The 22210-nt window shown below is 68.2% G+C and carries 21 protein-coding genes; 8 read left to right on the plus strand and 13 right to left on the minus strand.

The window, feature by feature from the left end:
- Positions 1 to 101: 101 nt before the first annotated feature.
- Entirely contained in the window at positions 102 to 1802 is a 1701-nt protein-coding gene (locus tag VHP37_24690) for an iron ABC transporter permease (protein HEX2829566.1), read from the minus strand.
- A 42-nt stretch (positions 1803 to 1844) separates the two neighbouring features.
- Between VHP37_24690 and VHP37_24695 the strand changes: the two genes are divergently transcribed.
- Complete coding sequence (locus VHP37_24695; protein ID HEX2829567.1) at positions 1845 to 2891, plus strand: ABC transporter ATP-binding protein; 1047 nt, start codon at positions 1845 to 1847, stop codon at positions 2889 to 2891.
- 100 nt (positions 2892 to 2991) lie between these two features.
- On the opposite strand, the gene mltB is transcribed toward VHP37_24695, so the two are convergent.
- The 6 genes from mltB to VHP37_24725 all read right to left on the minus strand — a co-directional run bounded on the left by mltB (position 2992) and on the right by VHP37_24725 (position 8635).
- The gene (gene mltB / locus VHP37_24700) at positions 2992 to 3981 is read right to left on the minus strand and encodes a lytic murein transglycosylase B (GenBank protein ID HEX2829568.1); all 990 of its coding nucleotides are present in this window, start codon (positions 3979 to 3981) and stop codon (positions 2992 to 2994) included.
- Positions 3982 to 4053: 72 nt separating this feature from the next.
- Positions 4054 to 5334 (minus strand): EAL domain-containing protein, encoded by a 1281-nt coding sequence (locus VHP37_24705; protein HEX2829569.1) that lies wholly within the window; start codon positions 5332 to 5334, stop codon positions 4054 to 4056.
- 186 nt (positions 5335 to 5520) lie between these two features.
- Complete coding sequence (locus tag VHP37_24710; protein HEX2829570.1) at positions 5521 to 6096, minus strand: hypothetical protein; 576 nt, start codon at positions 6094 to 6096, stop codon at positions 5521 to 5523.
- Positions 6097 to 6110: 14 nt separating this feature from the next.
- Positions 6111 to 6809, minus strand: a complete 699-nt coding sequence (locus VHP37_24715) for a VTT domain-containing protein (protein HEX2829571.1) — start codon at positions 6807 to 6809, stop codon at positions 6111 to 6113.
- A 69-nt stretch (positions 6810 to 6878) separates the two neighbouring features.
- A complete protein-coding gene (locus tag VHP37_24720; protein ID HEX2829572.1) occupies positions 6879 to 7694 on the minus strand; it encodes a hypothetical protein in 816 nt (271 codons plus the stop codon).
- Positions 7695 to 7894: 200 nt separating this feature from the next.
- The gene (locus tag VHP37_24725; protein HEX2829573.1) at positions 7895 to 8635 is read right to left on the minus strand and encodes an HD domain-containing protein; all 741 of its coding nucleotides are present in this window, start codon (positions 8633 to 8635) and stop codon (positions 7895 to 7897) included.
- A 129-nt stretch (positions 8636 to 8764) separates the two neighbouring features.
- Between VHP37_24725 and VHP37_24730 the strand changes: the two genes are divergently transcribed.
- Both VHP37_24730 and VHP37_24735 read left to right on the plus strand, forming a co-directional pair.
- Complete coding sequence (locus tag VHP37_24730) at positions 8765 to 9778, plus strand: GNAT family N-acetyltransferase (GenBank protein ID HEX2829574.1); 1014 nt, start codon at positions 8765 to 8767, stop codon at positions 9776 to 9778.
- Positions 9779 to 9812: 34 nt separating this feature from the next.
- Positions 9813 to 11042, plus strand: coding sequence for an MFS transporter (locus tag VHP37_24735; protein HEX2829575.1), 1230 nt, complete (start codon positions 9813 to 9815; stop codon positions 11040 to 11042).
- Positions 11043 to 11046: 4 nt separating this feature from the next.
- On the opposite strand, the gene VHP37_24740 is transcribed toward VHP37_24735, so the two are convergent.
- From VHP37_24740 to VHP37_24750, 3 genes are all read right to left on the minus strand, one after another.
- A complete protein-coding gene (locus tag VHP37_24740; protein ID HEX2829576.1) occupies positions 11047 to 13836 on the minus strand; it encodes a cation-translocating P-type ATPase in 2790 nt (929 codons plus the stop codon).
- Between the two features lie 165 nt (positions 13837 to 14001).
- Complete coding sequence (locus VHP37_24745; GenBank protein HEX2829577.1) at positions 14002 to 14289, minus strand: hypothetical protein; 288 nt, start codon at positions 14287 to 14289, stop codon at positions 14002 to 14004.
- Positions 14290 to 14364: 75 nt separating this feature from the next.
- Positions 14365 to 15003 carry a response regulator transcription factor gene (locus tag VHP37_24750; GenBank protein HEX2829578.1) on the minus strand — a complete coding sequence of 213 codons (639 nt, stop codon included), beginning with the start codon at positions 15001 to 15003 and terminating at the stop codon, positions 14365 to 14367.
- 145 nt (positions 15004 to 15148) lie between these two features.
- On the opposite strand from VHP37_24750, the gene VHP37_24755 reads away from it, so the two are divergent.
- A complete protein-coding gene (locus VHP37_24755; protein HEX2829579.1) occupies positions 15149 to 16114 on the plus strand; it encodes a hypothetical protein in 966 nt (321 codons plus the stop codon).
- A gap of 19 nt (positions 16115 to 16133) precedes the next feature.
- Positions 16134 to 16430: a hypothetical protein gene (locus tag VHP37_24760; protein ID HEX2829580.1), complete on the plus strand. Its 297-nt coding sequence runs from the start codon at positions 16134 to 16136 to the stop codon at positions 16428 to 16430.
- 6 nt (positions 16431 to 16436) lie between these two features.
- Here the strand turns inward: VHP37_24760 and VHP37_24765 are convergent, their stop codons facing one another.
- Together VHP37_24765 and VHP37_24770 are read right to left on the minus strand one after the other, a co-directional pair.
- Positions 16437 to 17000 (minus strand): carboxymuconolactone decarboxylase family protein, encoded by a 564-nt coding sequence (locus VHP37_24765; GenBank protein ID HEX2829581.1) that lies wholly within the window; start codon positions 16998 to 17000, stop codon positions 16437 to 16439.
- 14 nt (positions 17001 to 17014) lie between these two features.
- Entirely contained in the window at positions 17015 to 17983 is a 969-nt protein-coding gene (locus VHP37_24770; GenBank protein ID HEX2829582.1) for a tripartite tricarboxylate transporter substrate binding protein, read from the minus strand.
- 259 nt (positions 17984 to 18242) lie between these two features.
- Here VHP37_24770 and VHP37_24775 point away from each other — a divergent pair, with 259 nt between their 5' ends.
- Positions 18243 to 19163, plus strand: a complete 921-nt coding sequence (locus VHP37_24775) for a polysaccharide deacetylase family protein (GenBank protein HEX2829583.1) — start codon at positions 18243 to 18245, stop codon at positions 19161 to 19163.
- Positions 19153 to 20097 (plus strand): polysaccharide deacetylase family protein, encoded by a 945-nt coding sequence (locus VHP37_24780; GenBank protein HEX2829584.1) that lies wholly within the window; start codon positions 19153 to 19155, stop codon positions 20095 to 20097. The genes VHP37_24775 and VHP37_24780 overlap by 11 nt, the downstream gene beginning before the upstream one ends.
- 11 nt (positions 20098 to 20108) lie before the next feature.
- Here VHP37_24780 and VHP37_24785 read toward each other — a convergent pair whose 3' ends face one another.
- Positions 20109 to 20396 (minus strand): hypothetical protein, encoded by a 288-nt coding sequence (locus VHP37_24785; GenBank protein ID HEX2829585.1) that lies wholly within the window; start codon positions 20394 to 20396, stop codon positions 20109 to 20111.
- A 172-nt stretch (positions 20397 to 20568) separates the two neighbouring features.
- On the opposite strand from VHP37_24785, the gene VHP37_24790 reads away from it, so the two are divergent.
- Positions 20569 to 22203 carry a sulfatase-like hydrolase/transferase gene (locus VHP37_24790; protein HEX2829586.1) on the plus strand — a complete coding sequence of 545 codons (1635 nt, stop codon included), beginning with the start codon at positions 20569 to 20571 and terminating at the stop codon, positions 22201 to 22203.
- The last annotated feature ends 7 nt before the right edge of the window (positions 22204 to 22210 follow it).

Genomic DNA, 22210 nt, shown 5'->3' on the forward strand with positions numbered 1-22210 from the left:
GCGGTTAACGACACGGAGGGGAACCAAGGTTCCCCTCCGTGAACCTCCCTTCCTTTGGGTGGCTTACCGATGAGCACAAAGCCGCGCTATCGCGCGGCTCTCTATCCGGCTTTGACGCCTGTCACTGCCTCGCTGGCTTCGCTCTTCCTCAGCATCATCCGCGACAGCACGATCAGCGGCAGCAGTCCGACGACGACGATGGTGAGCGCCGGGGTCGCGGCTTCGGCAAGGCGCTCGTCGGACGCGAGGTTGTAAGCCTGCACCGCGAGGGTGTCGAAATTGAAGGGCCGCATGACGAAGGTCGCGGGCAGCTCTTTCATCACGTCCACCAGCACGAGCAGCGCTGCGGACAGGGCGCTGCGCCATAGGAGCGGCGCGTGAACGTGCGCGAGCGTGGCCGCCGGACCGTAACCGAGGGAGCGCGCGGCGCTGTCCATGCTCGGCGTGACCTTGGTGAGGCCCGCCTCGACCGCCTGCAGCGATACCGCGAAGAACCGCACGAGATAGGCGTAGACCAGCGCGGCGATGCTGCCGGTGAGGAGCAGCCCCGGCGACACGCCGGTCATCGTCTTGATCCAGCCCGCCAGGACATGATCGAGCCGCGTCACCGGGATCAGCACGCCCACCGCGATCACCGCGCCGGGCACCGCGTAGCCCATGCCCGCGATCCGGTTGGCGAGCGCGACCGCGGGATTGCGGCTCGATCGTGCCGCATAGCCGACCAGCAGCGCGAGCACGACCGCGAGCGTCGCGGTGATCACGGCCAGCGTGACGGTGTTGAACGTGAGCTGGAAATAGCGTGCACCGAACTGCGCGTCGCCCTGCGCGAGCGCGAGCTTCAGCAGTATCCCCGAAGGCAGGAGGAAGCCGAGCACCAGCGGCGTCACGCAGAACAGCACCGCGACCGCGGCGCGCCAGCCCCGCAGACGGTAGACGTTGCGCAGCCGTTTGCGATGCGAGGTGTCGTGGAAGCCCGCTCGCGCGCGGGTGACACGCTCGACGAGCAGCACGAGGAAGACGAATCCGAGCAGCACCGCCGACAGCTGCGCCGCGGCGACCGGGTCGCCCATCGAGAACCACGCGCGGAAGATACCCGTGGTGAAGGTCTGCACGCCGAAGTACGACACCGTGCCGAAATCGGCGAGCGTCTCCATGAGCGCGAGCGCGGTGCCCGCGACGATGGCCGGCCGGGCGAGCGGCAGCGCCACGCGCAGGAACGTGCCCCATGCGCCGTAACCGCAGACGCGCGCGACTTCCAGCATGCTGTCCGACTGCTCGAGGAACGCGGAGCGCGCGAGCAGGTAGACGTAGGGATAGAGCACGAGCGAGAGCATCACGACCGCGCCCCCGAGCGAGCGCACGTCGGGAAACCAGTATTCGCGCGGACCCCAGCCGGTCATCTCGCGCAGCCACGTCTGCAGCGGCCCCGAGAACTGGAGGAAGTCGGTGTACGCGTACGCCATCACGTACGCCGGCACCGCCATCGGCAGGAGCAGCGCCCACTCGAAGATCTGCCGTCCCGGGAAGCGGCACATGACGGTGAGCCACGCGGTGCAGATCCCGCCCACCATCACGCCGAACGCGACGCCCGCCATGAGCAGCAATGAGTTGGAGACGTACTCCGCCAGCACGGTGTCGGCGAGGTGCGACCACGTGCCCGATACCGGTGCTGCGACGTTGCCGAGCACGACGAGCACCGGCAGCGCGAGCAGGCATGCGACGAAGATCGCGACGACGCCGAGACTCGAGATCCGCGGGATGCCGATGCGGCGGGCGTATCCGAACGAGGCGGAACCGTTCATTGGGCAGGGATGGCTTGCATGGGCGACAACTATAATCGAGCGATGAGCGCGTTACTCGAAGTACATGGCGTCAGCCAGGCCTACGACGGCAGGCCGGTGCTGTCCGACCTGTCTTTCAGCCTGGAGCAAGGCACGATCGGTTGCCTCCTCGGTCCGAGCGGATGCGGCAAGACGACGGTGCTGCGATGCATAGCCGGTTTCGAGCCGGTCCGCGAAGGCGAGATCGGGCTGCACGGCGAAGTGATGAGCCGCCCGGGAGTCACGGTGCCGGCGGAGCGGCGGCGCATCGGGATGGTGTTCCAGGACTACGCGCTGTTTCCGCATCTCACGGTCGAGCGCAACATCGCCTTCGGGCTGCGCGCGTCTCAGCCGGCGGCGCGCGATGCGCGCGTCGCGGAGCTGCTCGACATCGTTCGGCTCGACCAGGTGGCCTCGCGCTATCCGCACGAGCTTTCCGGCGGGCAGCAGCAGCGCGTCGCCCTCGCCCGCGCGCTGGCGCCCCGCCCCGCGCTGCTCCTCCTCGACGAGCCTTTCTCCAATCTCGACGTCGAGCTGCGCGAGCGCCTGAGCGTCGAAGTGCGCGACATCCTCAAGCAGCAGAAGACGACCGCGATCCTCGTCACGCACGACCAGAACGAAGCGTTCAACATCGCCGACGAGATCGGCATCATGTCGCACGGCGCGATCGACCAGTGGGACACGCCGTACCGGCTCTACCACGAGCCCGCGACGCGCTTCGTCGCCGATTTCATCGGGCAAGGCGTCTTCCTGCCCGGAACGGTGATGAGCGACCGCACGGTGCAGGTCGAGCTCGGCGTGCTGCCCGGGCGCGTGATGCATCCGGTCGCTCAGGGCGCCGCGGTCGACGTGCTGCTGCGCCCCGACGACATCCTGCACGACGATTCCAGCCCGATGCAGGCGCGCGTGCTGCACAAGGCGTTTCGCGGCGCCGAGTTCCTCTATACGCTCCAGCTGCCCGGCGGCGGGCGCGTGCTCTCGCTCGTGCCCAGCCACCACAACCACGCCGTGGGCGAGACCATCGGGATACGCCTCGAGGTCGATCACGTCGTCGCGTTTCCCCGGTCGTAACGAGCGCGTCATTGCGAGGAGCGACCGCGACGAAGCAATCCCGGTGCGGCCGGTGCGGTGCGCCACGGGATCGCCACGGCGCCTACGGCGTCGCGATGACTTACTGCGCGCCGTAAGCAGTACGGATCTCTCGCGAGAGCTCGTACACCGCCATCGCGTAGTTCTGCGACCGGTTGTAGCGCGTGATCACGTAGAAGTTGTTGAAGCCGAGCATGACGCGCGGCCCGCTCTCGGTCTCGAGCTGGAAGATCGTCGCGACCGTCGCGTCGTCCACAGGCTCCATCACCGTGAAACCCTTCGCCTTGAGCTCGCCGACCGGCGTGTGCGGCTTGATGCCCTGCGCGATGAAGGGCGCCACGTCGAGCTCGCCGGTATTCGCCGGCGAGACCACCGGCGCGCCGGCTTTCCATCCGTAGGTCTGGTAGTAGTTCGCGACGCTGCCGATCGCGTCCGCCGGGCTGGCGACCAGGTCGCGGCGGCCGTCACCGTCGAAGTCGATCGCGTACTTGCGATAGCTGCTGGGAATGAACTGCGGTATGCCGATCGCGCCGGCGTACGAGCCGCGCGTGGCGGTGCTGATGTCCCAGTCGCGCGTGAGCAGCAGGTACTCCTCGAGCTCGCGCCGGAAGAAGTCGGCACGCGGCGGGTAGTCGAAAGCGAGCGTCGAGAGCGCGTCGATCACCCGGAAGCCGCCCATGTTGCGGCCGTACAGCGTCTCGATGCCGATCGTCGCGACGATGACCTCGGGCGGCACGCCGAACTCGCGGCCGGCCCGCTCGAGCACCGCGGCGTTCGCGGCCCAGAACCGCACCCCGCCTTCGATGCGGCCCGGATCGACGTGGCGCCGCCTGAAGTCGTACCAGGGCCGCGCGGTGCCCGGGGCTGACATCGCGCGGATGATCGAAGGCCTGGGCTGCACCGTGCCGAACAGCCGCCGCAGCGGCCCCGGCTCGAAGCCGTGCTTGCCCGCCATCTCTTCGATGAAGGCCTCGACGTCGGCGCGCAATACCGGCACCGCGCCGGGACAGGCGATCGACACGAACAGGGCGAGCGCCGCGACCGCGGCGCGCAAGGGGTTGCGCAGGAGCACGATGGGGGAACGGGTGACGTCGAATCCGACGCGGATTTTAGCGTCCCGGAGTGCGAAGCACGAAACGCGCCGTCAGGCGCTCGTCGATTCGACGTCGTCGGTGTCGCGCGCGCCGCGGCGGCACAGCGCGGCCGCGTTGGCGAGCGGCACCGGACGGCCCAGGAAATAGCCCTGCGCGCGCGTGACGCCGATCGCGCGCAACGCCTTGAGCTCGGCCGCGGTCTCCACGCCTTCGGCGATGATCGTCGCGGCGTTCTCGTTCGCGAACTGCATCAGCGCCGAAGCGAGCGCGCGCCGCGCGCCGTCGCTGTCGATGTTGCGCGTGAGGCTCATGGGAAGCTTCACGATGTCGGGCCTGAGGCTCACGATGTGCCGGAAGCTCGACAGGCCGGCGCCGGTGTCGTCCACCGAGACCTGCAGCCCGCGCTCGCGCAGCGGCGCCATCGCCTTGGCGATCTCGTCGTACTCGCGGATGCTCACGTGCTCGTTCACCTCGAGCACGATGCGGTTGACCGGAGCGTTGCGGAACGCGACCTCGAGCTGGCCGCTGATGACGATGTTCGGCGAGACGTTGAACGCGACGTAGATGCCCGGCGGCAGGTGCATGAAGCACGCGAGCGCCCTCTCGAGCACCTTGAGCTCGAGCGCGACGTCCAGACCCACGCGCGCGGCGTCGGCGAACCACGCGTTCGGCGCTCGCACCGGCGTCGTGGTGAAGCGCGCGAGCGATTCGAAGCCCACGACCTGCGCCTGCTTCAGGTCGAAGACCGGCTGGTAGACGATCGAGATGGGATCGCCCGTCAGGACCGTTTTCAGGCTGACCGTGAGATCGTGCTTCTCGTCCTCGACCTGCAGGTCGGCCTCGATGTGCTCGGCCGCCATCTCGGCGAACACGCGCATCATCGACAGGTCGCGCGCACCCAGCGAGCGGTCGGCCTCGGTGCTGATGCAGCCCAGCGTACCGAAGACGGTCCCGTCGTACAGCCGGATCGGCACCGACAGGTGCGCACCGACCGGCACCAGCCGCGTCATCGCGAGCTCCTGCGCGGCGGGTATTTCGCTGGTATCGGGGATGAGCTCGGGCAGCGCGCCTTCGAGGACGTGCTTGCAGTAGGAATCGTCCATCGCGTCGCTGGCGCCGACCTGTATCGCGTCGTTCGGCTGGGCGCAGTCCACGTAGCGGAAAACGCGGCGGCCGCCGCGGAATTGAGCGATGAAGGCGATGTCCATGCCGAGATGGATGCGCAGCGCCCGCAGCGCGCGCGGAAGGATCTGGTCGGGAGACACCGATTTCGGCGTCTTGTCCTCGACCAGGAAGTTCAACATCAATATCTCGCCGGGCGCAGCGGACATGATTTTTTACGTTCTCGTTGGCTGGTGTCCGCTAACGCGGCGGAAAGAAGGTCTGTGCGACGAGCACCGCCATCACCGCCAGCAACACCAGCATGTCCAGGAATGCCGACATTGTCTCCCGCCTCGCTTCAGCGCTGCTGGTGAATCTATCACAGCCCGAGTGAGAAACGGGCATTTCACGGACGTCTATTGCGTCAGGCGCGCGAGGCAGTCGGCGATCTGCTGGCGTCCCTGGTCGCTCAATTCGGGCTTGCCGGCGTAGATCGACGCGGTGCGCCGGTCCCAGCGCTTGATGCCGATCGTGACGGTGTCGCCCGCAGCGAGCGCTTCGAAGAGCGCGACCGCATCGTCGAGAACGAGCCGGTAGACGAGCGTATCGCTGCGCTGGCGGTTCTCGCCGAGCCGAGTCGAGCGCTGCGGCGCCTTCAACCACGCGCTTTGCACCGGCACGCGCGCCGGACGGGCCTCTCCGTCGTAGTACGAGGGCCTGAGCTCGTACGCATACGACTGCGCCAGCGCGACACCGTCGCGAAAGACGTTGAACGAGACGTCGAACCACGCCGACGATCCCGCCTGCACCGCCTCGCCGCCGGTCAGCCGCGCGCCGCAACCCTGCACCGCGCCGTCGCGCTCGTACACCAGCGGCTGCGCCGCGATCGGCACCTCGTCCGCATGCGCACACGCCGCGAATGCGAGCATCGCTGCAAACACGAGGATGGTGGGATTCGGCCGCATCGTCGCAGCCATTATCGCGCAGGCCACGGCCGCTCGCGGCTTCACGCCTCGTGAGAGACCTTGAGCATCCAGCGCCGCACGCCGACCACCAGCGCCGCGAACAGGAGGACGACCGCAGCGACCACCCAGTAGTTGATGCGGCCCGGGTCTTCGAGCGCGGCTTCGATCTCGTTGGCGAACACCGTCGTCGCCAGCGTTCCCGGCAGCATGCCGAGCGTCGTGCCGACGACGTAGTGCCAGAGCTCGATGCGCGCCGCGCCCGCGACCATGCCGACGACGGGAAACGGCGCGACGGGCGCGATCGAAACTGCGAACACCGACGCCAGGCCGCGGCGGCGCACCGCGTTGGTCGTGCGATCGAGGTTGCGTCCGGCGATGCGGTGCAGGGTCCTGTCCGGCAGCGCGCGCCCGACGAAGTACGTGGCGAGCGCCGAGCCGATGATACCGGTGAGCGCGATCACGCAGCCGCGCCACGGGCCGAACGCAAGCACCGCGAAGAGCGTGATGAGCGGCCGCGGGAACATGAGAAACGCAGCCGGCGTGTAGACCGCAATGACGAGGAGCGGCGCCCAGTCGTTACGCCTGAACCTGCGCGCCCAGTCCATCACGTGATCGGGCGTGATCGCGTCGGCGAGCGGCGTATAGCGCCACGCCAGGAAGAACCCGAAGAGGACCACCCCGAGCGCGATGATCTTGCCCCATGCGGGGCGGAGGCGGCGCGAGGGTTGCGGGGGCGTCACTGGCGAGAGTCGGATAATGATGGCCCGACCTGACGCAAGGGTCGTGCCGCCTTTCGACCCCTCGGAGCCTCAGGACGTGAGCCGCAGCGCGCTACGCGCTCCGTTCGCGCACGCGTTGCGCACGACGCGCCGGGCGTTCGAGACGCACTCGACCATGCTCCGGACCGCGCGATACGCGCGGCCTTTCACGGTCAGCATCGCGACAGCGGTGTAAGCGCGATGCGGCCGCCCGCCGAAGCGGCGCTTGAAGCGGTTGACGCTCGCCTGCTCCGGGACGCTCTCGTCGTCGAAGAGGCCGCCCCAGTCGTAGGTCGCCACGCCCATGTCCTTGAAACCGAGCATGTCGCGCCAGTGCAGCCAGCGGTTGGCCCGGCCGAGCAGCGCGCGATTGGCCGCGCTCGCCGCCCGAAAATGCGACGCCGAATGCAGCAGCGCGGCGGTCCTGCCGTCGGTCACGTAGGCGTGCCATACCAGCGGCGAGCCATCGCGGGATGCGCTCGTGAGGACGAGTCGACCGGCGTCGCAGGTCGCGCGCAGCGCGCGGCGATAGGACGGAGGCAGGCCTTTGTGCCTGGCGAACACGTCGTAGAACGCGCAGAACCCGTCGAGCGCGGCGCCCGGATCGGTGAAGAACTCGGTGCTGAGGCGATCGCGCGACTGCGCGCGCCTCACTTCGTAGCGCGCGGTGCTGTCGAAGGTGGCGAACAGTTTCTCGGGATCGACGGTGAGGTCGTGAACGAGGCTCGAGAACGGCGACCACGCCTCGTCGCCGAGCGGCGCGCAGCGCCCCCGGAAAGTCAGGACGTCGACCGCGGGGGCGGCCGGTGGGTCTTCGTCGAACCAGACTTCGCCGTACGTCGCGAAACGGCCCTTGATCGTGATCATGGTGCTCGGCAGCGCTCCTCGGCGCCGCTAAAGCTGTCTGTCGTTATGCCGCCACAGCCGCGGCTTAGCCGCGGGCGCGGACGGGTGCTCGAAGCTCAGACCGGGACGGCGCCACAATCCTTACAGCGTCGGCTCGGTGCAAGACGGGAACCTGTCAGGCATTACCTGACAGGCGGAAGACTTCAGGGATCCTGCGAAGGCTAGAGGTAGCGCGTGGGCCAGTTGATCGTGCGCCACATGTGGGCGGCGGGACCGTGGTCGAAGCCCAGGCCTTCTTTCGGCTGGCGGAAATGGCGGCCGACGATGTCGGTGAACTCTTCGAGGTCGACGTCGAGATCGGGGTCGAAGGCGTAGAGGTCGTTCACCGTGAGCAGCCGCGCCGACATGTAGTACTTGTGGTTGCGCGCGTACTGGTATTCGCGCTCGACGTACGGCTCGGGTTTGAAATCGGCGCCGAACAGGCGCACATACGACTGCGGATAGGTGTAGCCCACCGATTCGTCCGCATAGAAGCGCAGCACCTGGTGATAGCGCACCGCGAACGCGACTTCCTCGTCGACGTACGGCTCGATGAGCTGCGCGGCCCAGTAGCCGTGATCGGCGCGGATGAAGCCGATGTTGCCGATATCGTGGATGAGGCACGCGAGCACCAGCTTTTCGTCCACGCCGTTCTTCTGCGCGAGGCGCGCGCTCTGCAGCAGGTGCGTCGCCGGGCCGAAGCGCAGGCGGAAGAAATCGAAGAGCGTCGGCTGGTCGGGCATGCGCGGCAGCCGCGGGTCGTGCTTCATCAGGTGGAGCTTGCCGCGCGAGTCGGGATGCTCCGGCGGCTGGCGGGGATCGCGCTCGCCCGACGTATAGATCGTGGACTTGACGATCACATAGCGGTCCATCTCGCGCGCTGCTGCGAGGTCCGCGGCTTCGGCTTTGGCAAGGGTATCCATCGCACGATTCTTCGCCTCCGGCATGCGGCATGTCAACCGCATTGGTTGCCGCAATGCGCAAAAGCGACCGGCTGGCGGGACGAGCAGCCCTCCGCGGTAACCTCCCGGGACTCCTCAAGGGAGGGCGCCGTGCTCTACGTTTTCACAGGACTGCCTGGAACCGGTAAATCCACCCTCGCCCGCGCGCTCGCACGCGACCGCCGCGCTCTCTACCTGCGCATCGACACGATCGAAGAGGCGCTTGCCGACGGGACCGGCGCGCCATGCGGGCCGCACGGATACGCGATCGCCCGCCGCGTCGCCGCCGACAATCTCGCGCTCGGCCACGCAGTGATCGCCGATTGCGTGAATCCCCTGCCCGTCACGCGCGAAGCCTGGCATGCCGTCGCCGCGGAAGGCAGCGTCCCTTACATCGATATCGAAGTGACCTGTTCGGACGTCGAAGAGCATCGCCGCCGCCTCGAAACTCGGGCTGGGCCCAAGCTCGTCTGGGACGACGTCGTGCGGCGTGACTATGCGCCGTGGGACGCCGGCCGTATCGTCGTCGACACGGCGAATAGATCGCCCGAAGACAGCTACGCGAAACTGTGTCGGCTGCTCGTCACTAGGCAGGACCCGCGCAGCGACCCGACGCGCAGGAGCGATTTAACCCGCATACACCTGCGTCTGCCCTGCCTCGAGGACGAAGATGCATTTCTCGAAGCGGTCCGGCGCAGTCGCGCGCTGCACGCGCGCCGGGTCGCGCCGCCCGCGACACGCGACGAATTTCGCGCGTTCGTCGGGCGTGCGATGCAGCCGACGTATCGCGCCCTGCTCGCATGCACAGGCGACGGCCGGCTCGCCGGCGTGATCAACATCTCCGAGATCGTCTACGGCCGCTTTTGCAGCGCCTATCTCGGTTACTACGCGTTCAGCGGCCTCGATCGCCAGGGCCTGATGCGCGAAGCCGTGAGGGCGGCGACACGCTACGCCTTCCGCGAGCTCAAGCTCCATCGGCTCGAAGCCAACGTACAGCCGGACAACGCGGCCTCGCTCGCGCTGGTACGCGCATGCGGGTTCTCGAAGGAAGGCTACTCGCCGCGCTATCTGAAGATCGCAGGCCGCTGGTATGACCACGAACGCTGGGCGATACTCGCACGGTAAGCTTGGCGCAACACACAACGACAACCACAACGCCGTGGAAGAGAAAGCCCATCCCCTGCTGGCGCTCAAGGCGCGCGACTTCCGGTTCTACTGGCTCGCGCTGGTCTCGCAGGTCGTCGGCCAGCACATGTTCGGCTTCACGCTGGGCTGGCTCGCGTTCGAGATCACCGGCTCGCAGGCGCAGCTCGGGCTGGTCCATCTCTGCGGCTTCCTGCCTCAGTTCACCCTGACGCTGCTCGGCGGCGTGCTCGCCGACCGCATCGACGCGCGCAAGCTCATCGGCACCGCACAGGTCAATTCCGCCATCGCGATGATCATGGTCGGCGGCGTGACCCTGCTCGGCGTCGCGCAGCTCTGGCACCTCGCCCTCGGCGCGTTCCTCGTCGGGCTCTCGGGCGCGATCGACGAGCCCGCCCGCGCGTCGTTCTTCCCGCGCCTGCTGCCGCGCGCGTTATTGCGCTCGGCGGTGCCGCTGATCTCGATGGCGTTCGGCAGCAGCCGCGCGATCGCGCCGTCGATCGCGGGATTCCTCATCGCCGCAGCGGGAGCGCCCGCGACTTTCCTCGTGTCGGCGGCAGCGGTCAGCGCGATGCTCGGAGTGCTGCTGCTCCTGCGGCCGCCGCCGCGCGAGCAGACCTCTCACGGCAGCCTCCTCAACAACTTCACCGACAGCGTGCGCTACATCCGCAACAACGAGGTCTTCGCGAAAGCGCTCGCGGCCGCGCTGCTCAACGCGAGTCTCGCCATGGGCTATCTGCACATGCTGCCGGTGTTCGCCAAGACCGTGCTGCACGTCGATTCGCGAGGCCTCGGCATCCTGGTCTCCGCCGCGGGCGCCGGCGCGCTGGTGGGGCTGCTCTCCTTCGCGTGGGTGCAGGCCAGGAGCTCGCCGAGAACCATGATGATCGCCGCGCTCACCGCTTACAACACGTCCCTCCTCGGCCTTGCCTTCAGCGACTGGTACTGGCTCTCGTTCTGCGCGATCTTCGTCACTGGCCTGTGCCACGCCTACTTCATCACCTGCGTGCAGGTGATCCTGCAGACGCTCGTCGACGACCATTACCGCGGGCGGGTGATGAGCGTGTTCACGCTTGTGTGGAGCCTCCAGTACCTCAGCGGCTTCCTGCTGAATACGACGGGCGCGCTCATCGGGCCGCGCCTCGCGCTCGCGAGCGGCGCGGCGATCGTGCTCGCGTACGTGTGGCTGTCGCTGTCGCGAGCGCGCGCGCTGCGCAACGTGGTGCTCGCGCCGAAACCCGGCTGAGCCTTCAGCGGCTGCGGCGTACGAGCCACTTCCGAAGCTCGCTCGCCCACAACACCATACTCGCCATCGCGGCGCAGACCAGCCATTGCGACGCCTCGAGCGGCACGGTGCCGAACGCGACGTTGAGGAAGCCGACGTTCACCACCGCCGCCTGAAGGACGAGCGACAGCGCGATGGCCGCCCACAGCCACGCGTTGACGAAGAGGTGATCGAACGCGCTCGACACGTCGGAGCGCGCGTTCACGCAGTTGAAGAGCTGCGCCAGGACGAGCGTCGTGAAACCCGCGGTCCGCGCGTTCGCAAGATCGTGCGTGCCTTCGATGAGCCCGCCCGGCAGGTACAGGTCGATCGTGAGCAGCGTCACCGCCGCCATGACGCCCCCGATCTCCAGCACGCCCGCCCACATGCGCGCGTCGATGACGCGATCAAAGGGTCCGCGCGGCTTGCGCGCCATCGGGTCGCCGGTCGGCGGGTCCACGCCCATCGCGAGCGCCGGCGCCGAATCGGTGATGAGGTTGATCCACAGGATCTGCGTCGCGAGGAGCGGCAGCACGACCGCCTCACTCTGAACGCCCGCGCCCAGCCCGAGCGCGCCGGCGAGCACAACCCCGAAGAACACCGTCAGGACCTCGCCCATGTTCGACGAGAGCAGATAGCGCAGGAACTTGCGGATGTTGTCGAAGATGCCGCGGCCTTCGCGCACCGCCGCGACGATGGTCGCGAAGTTGTCGTCGGCGAGGATCATGTGAGCGGCCTGCTTCGTCACTTCGGTCCCGGTCACGCCCATCGCCACGCCGATGTCCGCGGATTTGAGCGCCGGGGCGTCGTTCACGCCGTCCCCGGTCATCGCGACGACGTGGCCGTCGGCCTGGAGCGCGTCGACGATGCGCAGCTTGTGCCGCGCCGAAACGCGTGCGTAGATCGAAGTGTCGCGCACCGCTTGCGCGAGACCGGCGCCGTCGAGCGCGTCGATCGCCAGGCCCGTGAGCACCGCGCCCTCTTTCCCGCCGATGCCCAGATCGCGCGCGATGCGCTGCGCGGTGCGCGGGTGGTCGCCGGTGATCATGATCACGCGGATGCCGGCGCGGTGCGCGTCGCGGATCGCGACCGCCGCCTCCTCGCGCGGCGGATCGATGATGCCGACGGTGCCGACGAAGACCAGCTCGCGCTCCAGCGCCTCGTCGGGGCCGCGCTCCTCGTTCGCCGGGAGCCGCCGATACGCGACGGCGAGCGTGCGCAGCGCTTCGTCGCTCAACGCATCGACGCTCGCGGCGATGCGCCGGCGCCTTGCGTCGTCGAGGTCGAGCACGTCCATGCCGACGCGCACCCGGGTGCAGCGCGCGAGCAGCACGTCGGGCGCGCCTTTGGCAACGAGCAGGTGCTCGCCGCCGCGCTCGCCGTCGGCGACGATCGCCGACATCATCTTGCGCTCGGACGTGAAAGGAATCTCGCGCACGCGCTCGAAACGCTGCACGCGGCGCTCGGTCGCGCCGAGCTTGCGCTCGGCGACGAGGAACGCCGCTTCGGTCGGATCGCCCTGGATCTCCCACGTGCCGGCCGCCGCTTCGCGCAACTGCGCATTGCCCGCGAGGCTGCCGCCGCTCAACGCGACGATCTGCTCGGCGCGCAGCGGCCCTTCTTCGAGCACCCCCGCGTCGTCTTCCACCGTCCCGATCGGCGCGTAGCCGATCCCGGTGACGCGGGTTCCGCCCGACGCGGTGACGACGCGCTGTATCGTCATCTCGGCTCTGGTCAGCGTGCCGGTCTTGTCGGTGCAGATCACCGAAGCCGAGCCCAGCGTCTCGACCGACGCGAGCCGTTTCACGATCGCGTTGCGTTTGGCCATGCGCTGCACGCCGAGCGCGAGCACCACCGAGAGGATCGCCGGCAGTCCCTCGGGCACCGCCGCGACCGCGAGCGACACCCCGAGGAGCAGCACGCCGATCGCATCGCCCGGAGTGCGCACGTCCGAGATCGCGAACACGGTCGCCACCACGATGCACGCGATGACGATCACCGCGACGCCGAGCATGCGCCCGACGCGCGCCACCTCTTTCTGGAGCGGCGTCGGTTCTTCGCGCGTCGCTTCGAGCATGCCGGCGATCGCACCGGTCTCGCTGTCCATGCCGGTCGCGGTGACCACGGCGGCGCCCGTGCCCTGCGCGACCGCGGTGCCCTTGAACACCATGTTGGCGCGGTCGCCGACCGCCAGAGGCCCGGACAGCGGCGCGGGATCCTTCAGCACCGCCTCGCTCTCTCCGGTGAGCGAAGCTTCCTGCACGCGCAGCGCCGCGGCGCGCGCGAGCCGCGCGTCGGCGCCGACCGCATCACCCTCGCCCAGCAGCAGCACGTCGCCGATCACCAGCTCCGCGCTGGGGACGCGCTGCACGATTCCGTCGCGCAGCACCGCCGACGTGACCGCGGTCATGCGCGCGAGCGCCGCCACGGCGCTTTCGGCTTTCGCGGCCTGTGCGTAGCCGATGAGCGCGTTCGCGAGGACGATGATCGCGATGACGATCGCGTCGATCGGCACGCCGTGCCGGCCCTCGATCAGCCAGGCGGCGAGCGAGATCGCGATCGCGCCGAGCAGCAGATAGACCAGCGGGTCGCGAAACTGCGCGAGCACCTTGCGCCATAGAGGCAACGGCGGCGCCGCGCGCAGCTCGTTGCGGCCGTGCGCGGCGAGACGGCGCGCGGCCTCCGCGCCGCTCAATCCGTTTTCGAGATCTGCGCCGAGGCGGCGCGCAATTTCGGAGGACTCCAGGCTCCAGGGGTGTTCGATCGGCTGGCGCATCACGATAGGCGACGGTCGGGGCTCGCTCCAGGCCCGATGATCGCCTATCCCCGCGCTTTTTCACGAGGGATCCGGATGCCGCATTCGGTTTCGCTGATCGCGGCGGTCGCCGCCGCGTTCGGCGGGCTCATCGCCGAAGATCTCGCGATGGTGCCGGTGCAAGCCTCAGGTCAGCGTCGGCGGCATGACGCCGCGCAGACACTCCCATGCCTCATCGATCCGCCGCTCGAGGTCGGCAAGGAGCGCGGGGAAGAGCGCCAGCTCGGCCGCCAGCTCCTGAAATCGGCGGTGGATGGCTTGCTCATCCTCGCTGCTCGGCCTGTGGCGGTCGAACGGCGGCTGGTGGAGCGCGGTGAGATATTCGGCCTCCGCGCCGGCCTCGAAGACCTGTGCGATGAGGATATGACGCGCGAGTACCAGCGTCGTGAGCGCCTGCGCTTGCTGCGAGAGCATGGCCGTCCCCTTCTTATAGCTGTTTTGCGGGGTAACGGCCGCGGCCGGACGAACTTTACTCGCGACGCGGCGAGGTCAGTTGAACGTGGTCACGCCGTGCTGGAGCGCGAGCTTGACGAGCGCGGGCACTCCCGAGACGCCGAGCTTCGCCATGATGCGGCTGCGGTAGGTGTCGACCGATTTCGGCGAGAGGTTGAGCTCGCGCGCGATGGCGGCGCTCGACCAGCCCTGCACCACGAGGCGCAGCGTCTCGCGCTCGCGCGCCGACAGGCGCTCGAAGGACTGGATGCCGTCGACTTCGAGATCTGCATCGCCCGGCTTCTCGATGCGCACGGGCGGGCGCTCGTCGGCGCACAGCGAGCGCACCGTCTCGAGGAACTGCGCACCGCCCACTTCGCGCGGGATATAACCGTCCGCGCCCGCCTCGTGCGCGAGCGTTTCGTCCTCGCTCGTCGAATGCCTGGCGATGACGACGATGACCCCGTGCACGCCCGCGCCGCGCATCGCGCGCACGGCGGCATAATTGCGCATGCCGGGCATCGACGCCTGAACGAGCACGAGGTCCGGCTGCGCCTCGGCCGCGATCCGAACCGCTTCGCGCCCGTCATAGGCCTCACCCACCACCACGAAATCGCCTGCCGTCGCGAGCAACGCCTTGATCGCGTCGCGCGCGAGCGCGTAACTGTCGCCGATAACTACTTGCTTTTTCATCATGTCTATAGCTGCCTGGACCGGCGTGGGGCCGGTCGATCCTGCATTGATTCTATGAACGCGGCCGGCGAGCGTCTGTGGGGAGTTCGTGATAAGTTGAGCCGGAGAAAAAAGCTCGAAACAGCGCCGAACGCCGGAAGGAGGATCGATGAACAGCGTATCGCCAGCGGCGCGCCGCCGCATGAATTACGCCGCTGTCATCGCCCCCGCCGTCGCACTGCTCCTTCCGGCGTGCGCGACCGCGCCCGTCGACCAGATCAAGTACTTTTCCCAGGCGTTTGCCAGCGTAAACACGCTCGGCCAGCCGCTGCTCGACGATCTTGCGATCGCCGAGCGCAGGCAAGGCCGCGAGATCGCGGTGCGGCGCGCGCAGGGCAAGAGCCAGCAGGGCGCCGACAAGTGCCCGCGCGACGATTTCCCGTGGCTGGAAGCGTCCGATCCCAAACAGGGCGTGATCCTCGGCTTCTGCCTGAACGACGCCGCATACTATTCCGAGCTCGCCGATCCGCCCGCCACGCGCATGATGCGCGGCTCGCTGTCGGTGATCGAGCGCTACGCCGATCTCCTGTCGACGCTCGCCGAAGGACGCAACGTCGAAGGCGAGATCGCCGAGATCGAAGCGCTCTCCAGGGAAGTCGGCGGCCTCTTCGCGCTGGCGGGCGTCGCGACCCCGGCGCTGGCGCCGGTGCTGGGCGCGCTCCATCCCATCCTCGAAAGCGCCGCACGCCAGTCGAGCGCGCAGGAAGCGCGGCGGCTGGTGCTGCAGGGCGCTCCGGTCGTGACGCGGCTCATCGGCGCGCTCGAGACCGCGGCGCCCGCGATGTTCAGGACGCTGGTCGAGCAGACGACGGTGAAGCTGGTCTCGAAAGCCGACGCCGATCCCACGGTCGCCGCCGGCGACGTGGCGCGTGTCGAAGCCTATCGCGTCGCCGTCGCCAACTACGTCGTGCTTTTGCGCAAGCTCCAGGCGGCGTGGGATCTCACGGTCCAGGCCGCGAGCGTCCCCGCGAACCAGGTGTCGGTCGCCACGCTGGTGCGCCAGACCTCCCAGCTGCGCGCGGACGCCGAGAACGCGCGGCGCGTGTTCTCCATCCTGAGAAGCGGCCTGCAGTGATCAACCGGGGGAGCGATTCATGGCTTTGAACACTACGACCCGCGGACAGATCGTCAACGCGCTCGCCATCCTCACGCGGCGCCGCACGAGCACCACCGACCCCGCCGAAGAAGCCGCGATCGGCGAGGCGATCGACCTGCTGAACGGGCACTTGCAGGATTTGAATCAGGCGCAGCTCCGGCAGACCACGCAGATCGCCGCCGCGGCGGCCGGCGAGCTGGAGAAAGTGGTCGCTGCGGCGAGGACCGGCGCGTTCGAGCCCTTCGTCGCGGAGATCCAGGACGTCATCGCCGGCCTGAGGACCGCGCGCGCGTAAACCCCTCTACACCCGCGGCGCCTGCCCGTCCGGCGGCCACGCGTCACCCCCTTCGACCGGGATGCGCAGCGTCTTGATGATCTGCGAGAACAGCGTCCAGTTGCCGATCATCACCGCCATCTCGACGAGCAGCGCCGGCTCGGGGAAGAGCCGCTCGCAATCCGCCCACACCGCTTCCGAAATCTCGCCGCGCTCGCGGGTGTCGTCGACCGCGGCGAGCACAGCACGGTCGGCTGCGGAGAAGAGGCCGGACTTTTTCCAGTCGCGGACCGCGACGATCTCCTCGTCGGTCAGTCCGACCTCTTGGGTCGCGATGCGGTAGTGCTGGAACCACTCGTAGGCGGCGTCGGTGGTCCAGCCGATGCGCATGATCATCAGCTCGCGCAGGCGCGACGGCAGCTTGTTGCGCGTCTGGAGCATGCGCAACAACCCATAGACCTGCCGCACGAGATCCGGATGGTGCGCGAGCATGCGGAAAGCGCTGCGGCTCGCCTGCGCTTCGCCGAGTCCCATCTCCGCGCCGAGCCGGCGCGCTTCTTCCACCGGCACCAGAGGCAGCCGTGGTGTCATGACGATCTCCTGTGTTATTCGACTTTGATCCCGGCGAACTTCACGACCTTCGCGTTCTGCGCGAGCTCGTTCTTGATGAACGCCGCGAATTGCTCGGGCGTGCCGGGCTGCCCCTCGATGCCGAGCCTGGCGAGCTGCTCTTTGGCCTCGGGCGTGTTGATGCCCTTGACGATCGCGCCGTTGAGCCTGCCGACGATGTCCTTAGGCGTCGCGACGGGGACGAGCACGCCGTTCCACCCTGCCCTCGCATAGCCCGGCAATCCCGCTTCTTCGATCGTCGGCACCGAGGGTAACAGCGGCGCGCGCCGGGCCGAGCTCACCGCGAGCGTCTTCAGCTTGCCCGCGCCGACCAGCGGCAGCGCGGCGGTGACGCTGGGAAAAGCGACATCGATCTCGCCGCCGACGAGCGCGGTCACCGCTTCGGCCGGTCCCTTGTACGGCACGTGCAGCATGCGCACGCCGGACATCATGTTGAAGAGCTCCGCCGCGAAGTGCGCCGAGCTGCCTACCCCGGGCGAGCCGAACGTGAGCTTGCGCGGCTGCGCCCGCGCGAGCGCGATCAGCGCCTTCACGTCGTTCACCGGCACGTTGGGGTGCACCGAGAGCGCGAACGAGGTGATCACTACGAGCGACACCGGCGCGAGATCGCGCTCGATGTTGTAGCCGAGCCTCGGACGCAGCGCCGGCAGGATCGCCGACGCGCCCGCGGCGTAGAGGATGGTGTAGCCGTCCGCGGGCGCGCGCGCCGCCGCTTCGTCGGCGATCGAGCCGCCCGCCCCGGGACGGTTCTCGACGATCACGTTCTGCCCGAGGATCTCGCCCATCTTCTGCGCGAGCAAGCGCGCGGAGGTGTCGCCGGCGCCGCTGCCCGCGGTCGAGCCGAACAGCATGCGGATCGGTTTGACGGGGTAGCTTTGTGCGATTGCCCAGGTACCGACGCCGTTCAGGCCGATGATCGCGAGTATCGATGCTGCTTTACGCAACGCGTGCTCCTCGGAATCAAAAGCAATCAATCGCAGAGGACGCAGATTGAAGATCGTCATTCCCGACCCGCGGTAGCGGAGCTGATCGGGAATCCATTTTGACGTTTGCGCTTTGAAAATGGATCCCGCCTTCGCGGGAATGACGACTCTCCCGCGCCTGCCTTACTCGCTCCCTACGCCTTCGACGTCCTCTGCGTCCTCTGCGGTAGAAAACGCCCTCAAGCCTCCGGGATTCTATAATCACTGTCGGGAGGACGGCATGGCCGAAGCATCGCTCGCGCCGAATCGCGTCGACTATCTGCCGCTCATCGACCGGCCGGTCATCCGCTGGCCGAACGGTGCGCGCGTCGCGTTCTGGGTGGCGCCCAATGTCGAGCATTACGAGTATCTGCCGCCGCTCGACGGCGCGCGCAATCCGTGGCCGCGGATGCCGCTGCCGGACGCGCAAACGTACTCCGCGCACGAATACGGCAACCGCGTCGGTTTCTGGCGCCTGCTGCCGGTGCTCGACCACTACGGCGTGCGCTGCTCGACGACGCTCAACATCGGCGTGCTCGAGCATTTCCCCGACATCGCCGAGGCGATGCTCGAGCGCGACTGGGCGTTCGTCAACCACGGCTACTACAACACGCGCTTTCTCACGACGCTGTCGGAAGAACAGGAGCGCGAGGTGCTCGTCACGTGCCGTGAGCTCTTTCGCAAGCATACCGGCCGCGAGATCAAGGGCCAGTCGGGACCCGCCGCGTCGAACACCGAGCGCACGCCGGACCTCGTCGCCGAAGCCGGTTTCGTCTACCAGACCGACTGGAAGATCGACGACCAGCCGCTGCCGGTCCGTGTGCGATCGGGAAAGCTCGTGTGCGTGCCCTACACCTCGGAGCTCAACGACGCGTCGCTCTTCACGCGCCACTTCGATGCCGATTACTACGCGAAGATCTGCAAGGCGCAGTTCGACCGGCTCTATCGCGAGGGCGAAGGCAGCGGACGCTGTATGTGCATCGCGTTCCATCCCTATCTCATGGGACGGCCGGACCGCGTGAAGTATCTGGCCGAAGTGCTCGAGCACATCCTGTCGCACGCCGGCGTGTGGCAGGCGACCACCGACGAGATCGCCGAGCACTATCTCGCGCATACCTACGATGCGGCGGTCGCGCACGCGGAGCGTATCGATGGCCGCTGACGCCCGATACGCACGTCCTGCGTTCCGCCGCGGCATGGACCACGAGCACTACGCGTGGTCGCCGCTGAACGCGACGCGCCCGCAGTTACGCTGGCCGCATGAAGCGCGCGTCGCGGTGTGCGCGATCGTCTCGCTCGGCCACGCCGAGTGGAAGCGCCCCGAGGGAAGTTACCAGCCGCCCAACTTCGCCGGCGGCTACGGCTGGGGTCCCTTCCCCGACGTCACCGCATGGTCGCACCGCGAGTACGGCCACCGGGTCGGCGTCTTCCGCGTGCTCGACGTGCTGGAGAAGCACGGCATCCCGCCGACGATCGCGATCGACGCGATGACCGCACGCCACTATCCGTGGCTGGTGCGGCACTGCTCGGCGCGCGGCGGCGAGATCGTCGCGCACGGCCTCTCGGCTTCGCGCCCGATCACGAGCCTCATGTCCGAAGCCGAGGAGCGCGGCTACATACGCACGTCGCTCGACGCGGTCGCACAGGCGACCGGCACGGCGCCGACCGGTTGGTGGGGACCCGAAGCGGGGGAGTCGGAGAGGACGCCGCGGCTGCTCGCCGAAGCCGGCATCCGTTACGTGTGCGACTGGGCGAACGACGAGCAGCCCTACCGCATGAACGTGCCGCAGGGCGAGCTATGCGCCCTGCCCGTTTCGTTGCCGCTCGACGACGTCAATGCGCTGTGGGACCGGCGCATCGAGATCGACCGCTACGGCAGGATGATCGAAGAGACCTTCGACGTGCTTTACCGCGACGGCGCGGCGAATCCGCGCCTCCTCGCTCTGCCGCTGCACCCGTTTCTCATCGGGCAGCCGTTTCGCATCGGCTACCTCGATGCGGCGCTCGCGCACGTCGTTGCGCACGAGCACGTGTGGCGCGCGACCGGTTCACAGATCATCCGCGAAGCATTCCCTCCCCCTCGGGGCGAGGGCTAGGGTGGGGGTGGTTACCGCGCCGGCTTCGCCGTTCCGGGCGCAGGCACCGTTCCGCTTCCCGGCGTAGCCGGTGTCGCCCCGACCGGCGGCGGAACCGCCAGGCGCTGGTTTTCCAGCGCCTGCTGCATGCAGATTTCGCGCTCCATGCCCGCGAGCCGCTCGCAGAGCTTGATGGCGTCCGGGTGCATCGATGCTGCACCGCGATCGGCCGGCGCGGGGTCTACCTTCGGTAGATCGGCGGCCATGGCGTAAGCGCCCAGAATCAGAGAAACAGCCGCGGCTGTGAGGTGCGCCTTCATCGCAAACCTCTCTTCGCGTAAACACGTTTAGACCCTCTGAATCATGCAGGGCGCAGGCCCGCGCATTTCCGTATTGCGGAACTTTGCACCCCGATATGAGCGCCCTCGGACGGAATAGCGGTAAGCTCCATCTGTTCGTAACAAAAGCGTAATACGAGGAGATTCCCGCCTGATGTCCGCAGGACCGCGGCCGACCCGGCCGCGCCGGTCGCTCGCGATCGCGCTCGTGATCGCCGCGCTGGCCGCTTACCTCGTCATGAACTGGACGATCGTCGTGGACGTCGCGACGAACGCCACGCGCCCGCCCGCCAAGACGGCGCTCTACACCGCCTGGATCGCGTGCGGCTTCGTCACCTTCGCCGCGTTCACGATCGCGGCGCGCGCGTGGCTGCTGTGGGCGCTGCTCGCCTGCGCGTTCGTGTCGCTGACGGTCAACTACGCCTACCTCTCGATCATGCGCGAGGCGCTGACCGTCGACGTGATCGAATGGCTGCCGCACGAGATCGGCCAGCTCGGCAACGTCTCGATCGAGCACGGCGCGAAGATACTGCCCGCCACGGCGCGCGCTGCCGCGCTGATCGCGGTTTTCGTCGTGCTGCGGTGGCTCGCGCGCAGGAGCGGCGGTGTCGCGGAACGCCTCGCGACGCATCGACGCGCGTCGCCGCTCGCGACGCTCGCGCTGCTCGGATTCACCGCGGCAGGCATGGTGTTGCAGCCGCCGAGCTCGGTGGCGGAAAGCAATCTGTACGCATTCGGGATACCCGCGCTTTACGCGAGAGCGCCGGATCCGCGGCCGCTCGACGCGCGCCCCGTCCGCGCCTCCCCATTCCGCAAGATCGTGGTGATCGTCGACGAGAGCGTGACGCGCGAGGCTTACGAGCGTCTCGTCGCGCGCCGCACGCAGGGCCTCCCGGTGGCCGATTTCGGCGAAGCGGCGTCGACCACCAATTGCAGCGCGCCGAGCAACGCGCTGCTGCGCTGGGGCGTGCGGCGCGAGGAAGCGGCGCACGCTGACTACGATCCGCGCACCAATCCGATGATCTGGGCTTACGCGCGCGCCGCCGGATTCGCCACGGTGCTGATCGACGGTCAGTCCACCGGCGGCAAGCAGAATTACCTGAACCCGAAAGAGCTCGAGCTCATCGAGGAGTTCGTCCCGGCCGAACGCGACGCGCAGACCGACATCGCGATCGCGGACATACTGAACAAGCGCCTGAAGAGTCCGCGGCCGGCGTTCATTTACGTCGTGAAGAAAGGCGCGCACTTCCCCTACGAGATGAACTATCCGCCCGATGCGGTCCGAGCCAACGCATCGCGCGCGGAAAAGTACGCCGCGGCGGTGTCGCATACGACCGGGAAGTTCTTCGAGCGTCTCTCGCGCGGGCTGCCGTTCGACCGCATCCTTCTCGTCTACACGTCGGACCACGGGCAGGACCTGACGAAGCGCGCGACGCACTGCAACGGCGATCCCGCCGCGGAGGAGTATTCGGTGCCGCTGCTCGCGATCACCGGCGATCGCAAGGGTGCGGGTTTCCGATCGAGCGAGACGCTGTTCGACCACGCCTCGCATCTGAACATCTTCCCGACGGTGCTGATCTCGCTGGGCTACGACGAGCATTGGGTCGCCGCGACCTACGGTCCGTCGCTGGCGGGACCGCCGTCGCCCTACCTGAGCTTCGTCAACCGCGGCTGGCAGGGTCAGCGCGGCGCCGAGCGCCACACCGTGCGCGCGAGCGACTTCGTGACCAGCGAAACGTTTCCGAAGCGCGCGCCCGGCGCCGGGCGACAGCTCATGCTGGAAGATTAGCCGGGAC

The organism is Burkholderiales bacterium (assembly GCA_036262035.1).
GTDB lineage: Bacteria > Pseudomonadota > Gammaproteobacteria > Burkholderiales > SG8-41 > JAQGMV01.

What these genes read in the sequence shown, in the direction of transcription:
- VHP37_24690 (HEX2829566.1), bottom strand. Translation starts at nt 1,802, where the DNA reads ATGAACGGTTCCGCCTCGTTCGGATACGCCCGCCGCATCGGCATCCCG.
- VHP37_24695 (HEX2829567.1), top strand. Translation starts at nt 1,845, where the DNA reads ATGAGCGCGTTACTCGAAGTACATGGCGTCAGCCAGGCCTACGACGGC.
- VHP37_24705 (HEX2829569.1), bottom strand. Translation starts at nt 5,334, where the DNA reads ATGTCCGCTGCGCCCGGCGAGATATTGATGTTGAACTTCCTGGTCGAG.
- VHP37_24720 (HEX2829572.1), bottom strand. Translation starts at nt 7,694, where the DNA reads ATGATCACGATCAAGGGCCGTTTCGCGACGTACGGCGAAGTCTGGTTC.
- VHP37_24725 (HEX2829573.1), bottom strand. Translation starts at nt 8,635, where the DNA reads ATGGATACCCTTGCCAAAGCCGAAGCCGCGGACCTCGCAGCAGCGCGC.
- VHP37_24740 (HEX2829576.1), bottom strand. Translation starts at nt 13,836, where the DNA reads ATGCGCCAGCCGATCGAACACCCCTGGAGCCTGGAGTCCTCCGAAATT.
- VHP37_24745 (HEX2829577.1), bottom strand. Translation starts at nt 14,289, where the DNA reads ATGCTCTCGCAGCAAGCGCAGGCGCTCACGACGCTGGTACTCGCGCGT.
- VHP37_24750 (HEX2829578.1), bottom strand. Translation starts at nt 15,003, where the DNA reads ATGATGAAAAAGCAAGTAGTTATCGGCGACAGTTACGCGCTCGCGCGC.
- VHP37_24755 (HEX2829579.1), top strand. Translation starts at nt 15,149, where the DNA reads ATGAACAGCGTATCGCCAGCGGCGCGCCGCCGCATGAATTACGCCGCT.
- VHP37_24760 (HEX2829580.1), top strand. Translation starts at nt 16,134, where the DNA reads ATGGCTTTGAACACTACGACCCGCGGACAGATCGTCAACGCGCTCGCC.
- VHP37_24765 (HEX2829581.1), bottom strand. Translation starts at nt 17,000, where the DNA reads ATGACACCACGGCTGCCTCTGGTGCCGGTGGAAGAAGCGCGCCGGCTC.
- VHP37_24775 (HEX2829583.1), top strand. Translation starts at nt 18,243, where the DNA reads ATGGCCGAAGCATCGCTCGCGCCGAATCGCGTCGACTATCTGCCGCTC.
- VHP37_24780 (HEX2829584.1), top strand. Translation starts at nt 19,153, where the DNA reads ATGGCCGCTGACGCCCGATACGCACGTCCTGCGTTCCGCCGCGGCATG.
- VHP37_24785 (HEX2829585.1), bottom strand. Translation starts at nt 20,396, where the DNA reads ATGAAGGCGCACCTCACAGCCGCGGCTGTTTCTCTGATTCTGGGCGCT.
- VHP37_24790 (HEX2829586.1), top strand. Translation starts at nt 20,569, where the DNA reads ATGTCCGCAGGACCGCGGCCGACCCGGCCGCGCCGGTCGCTCGCGATC.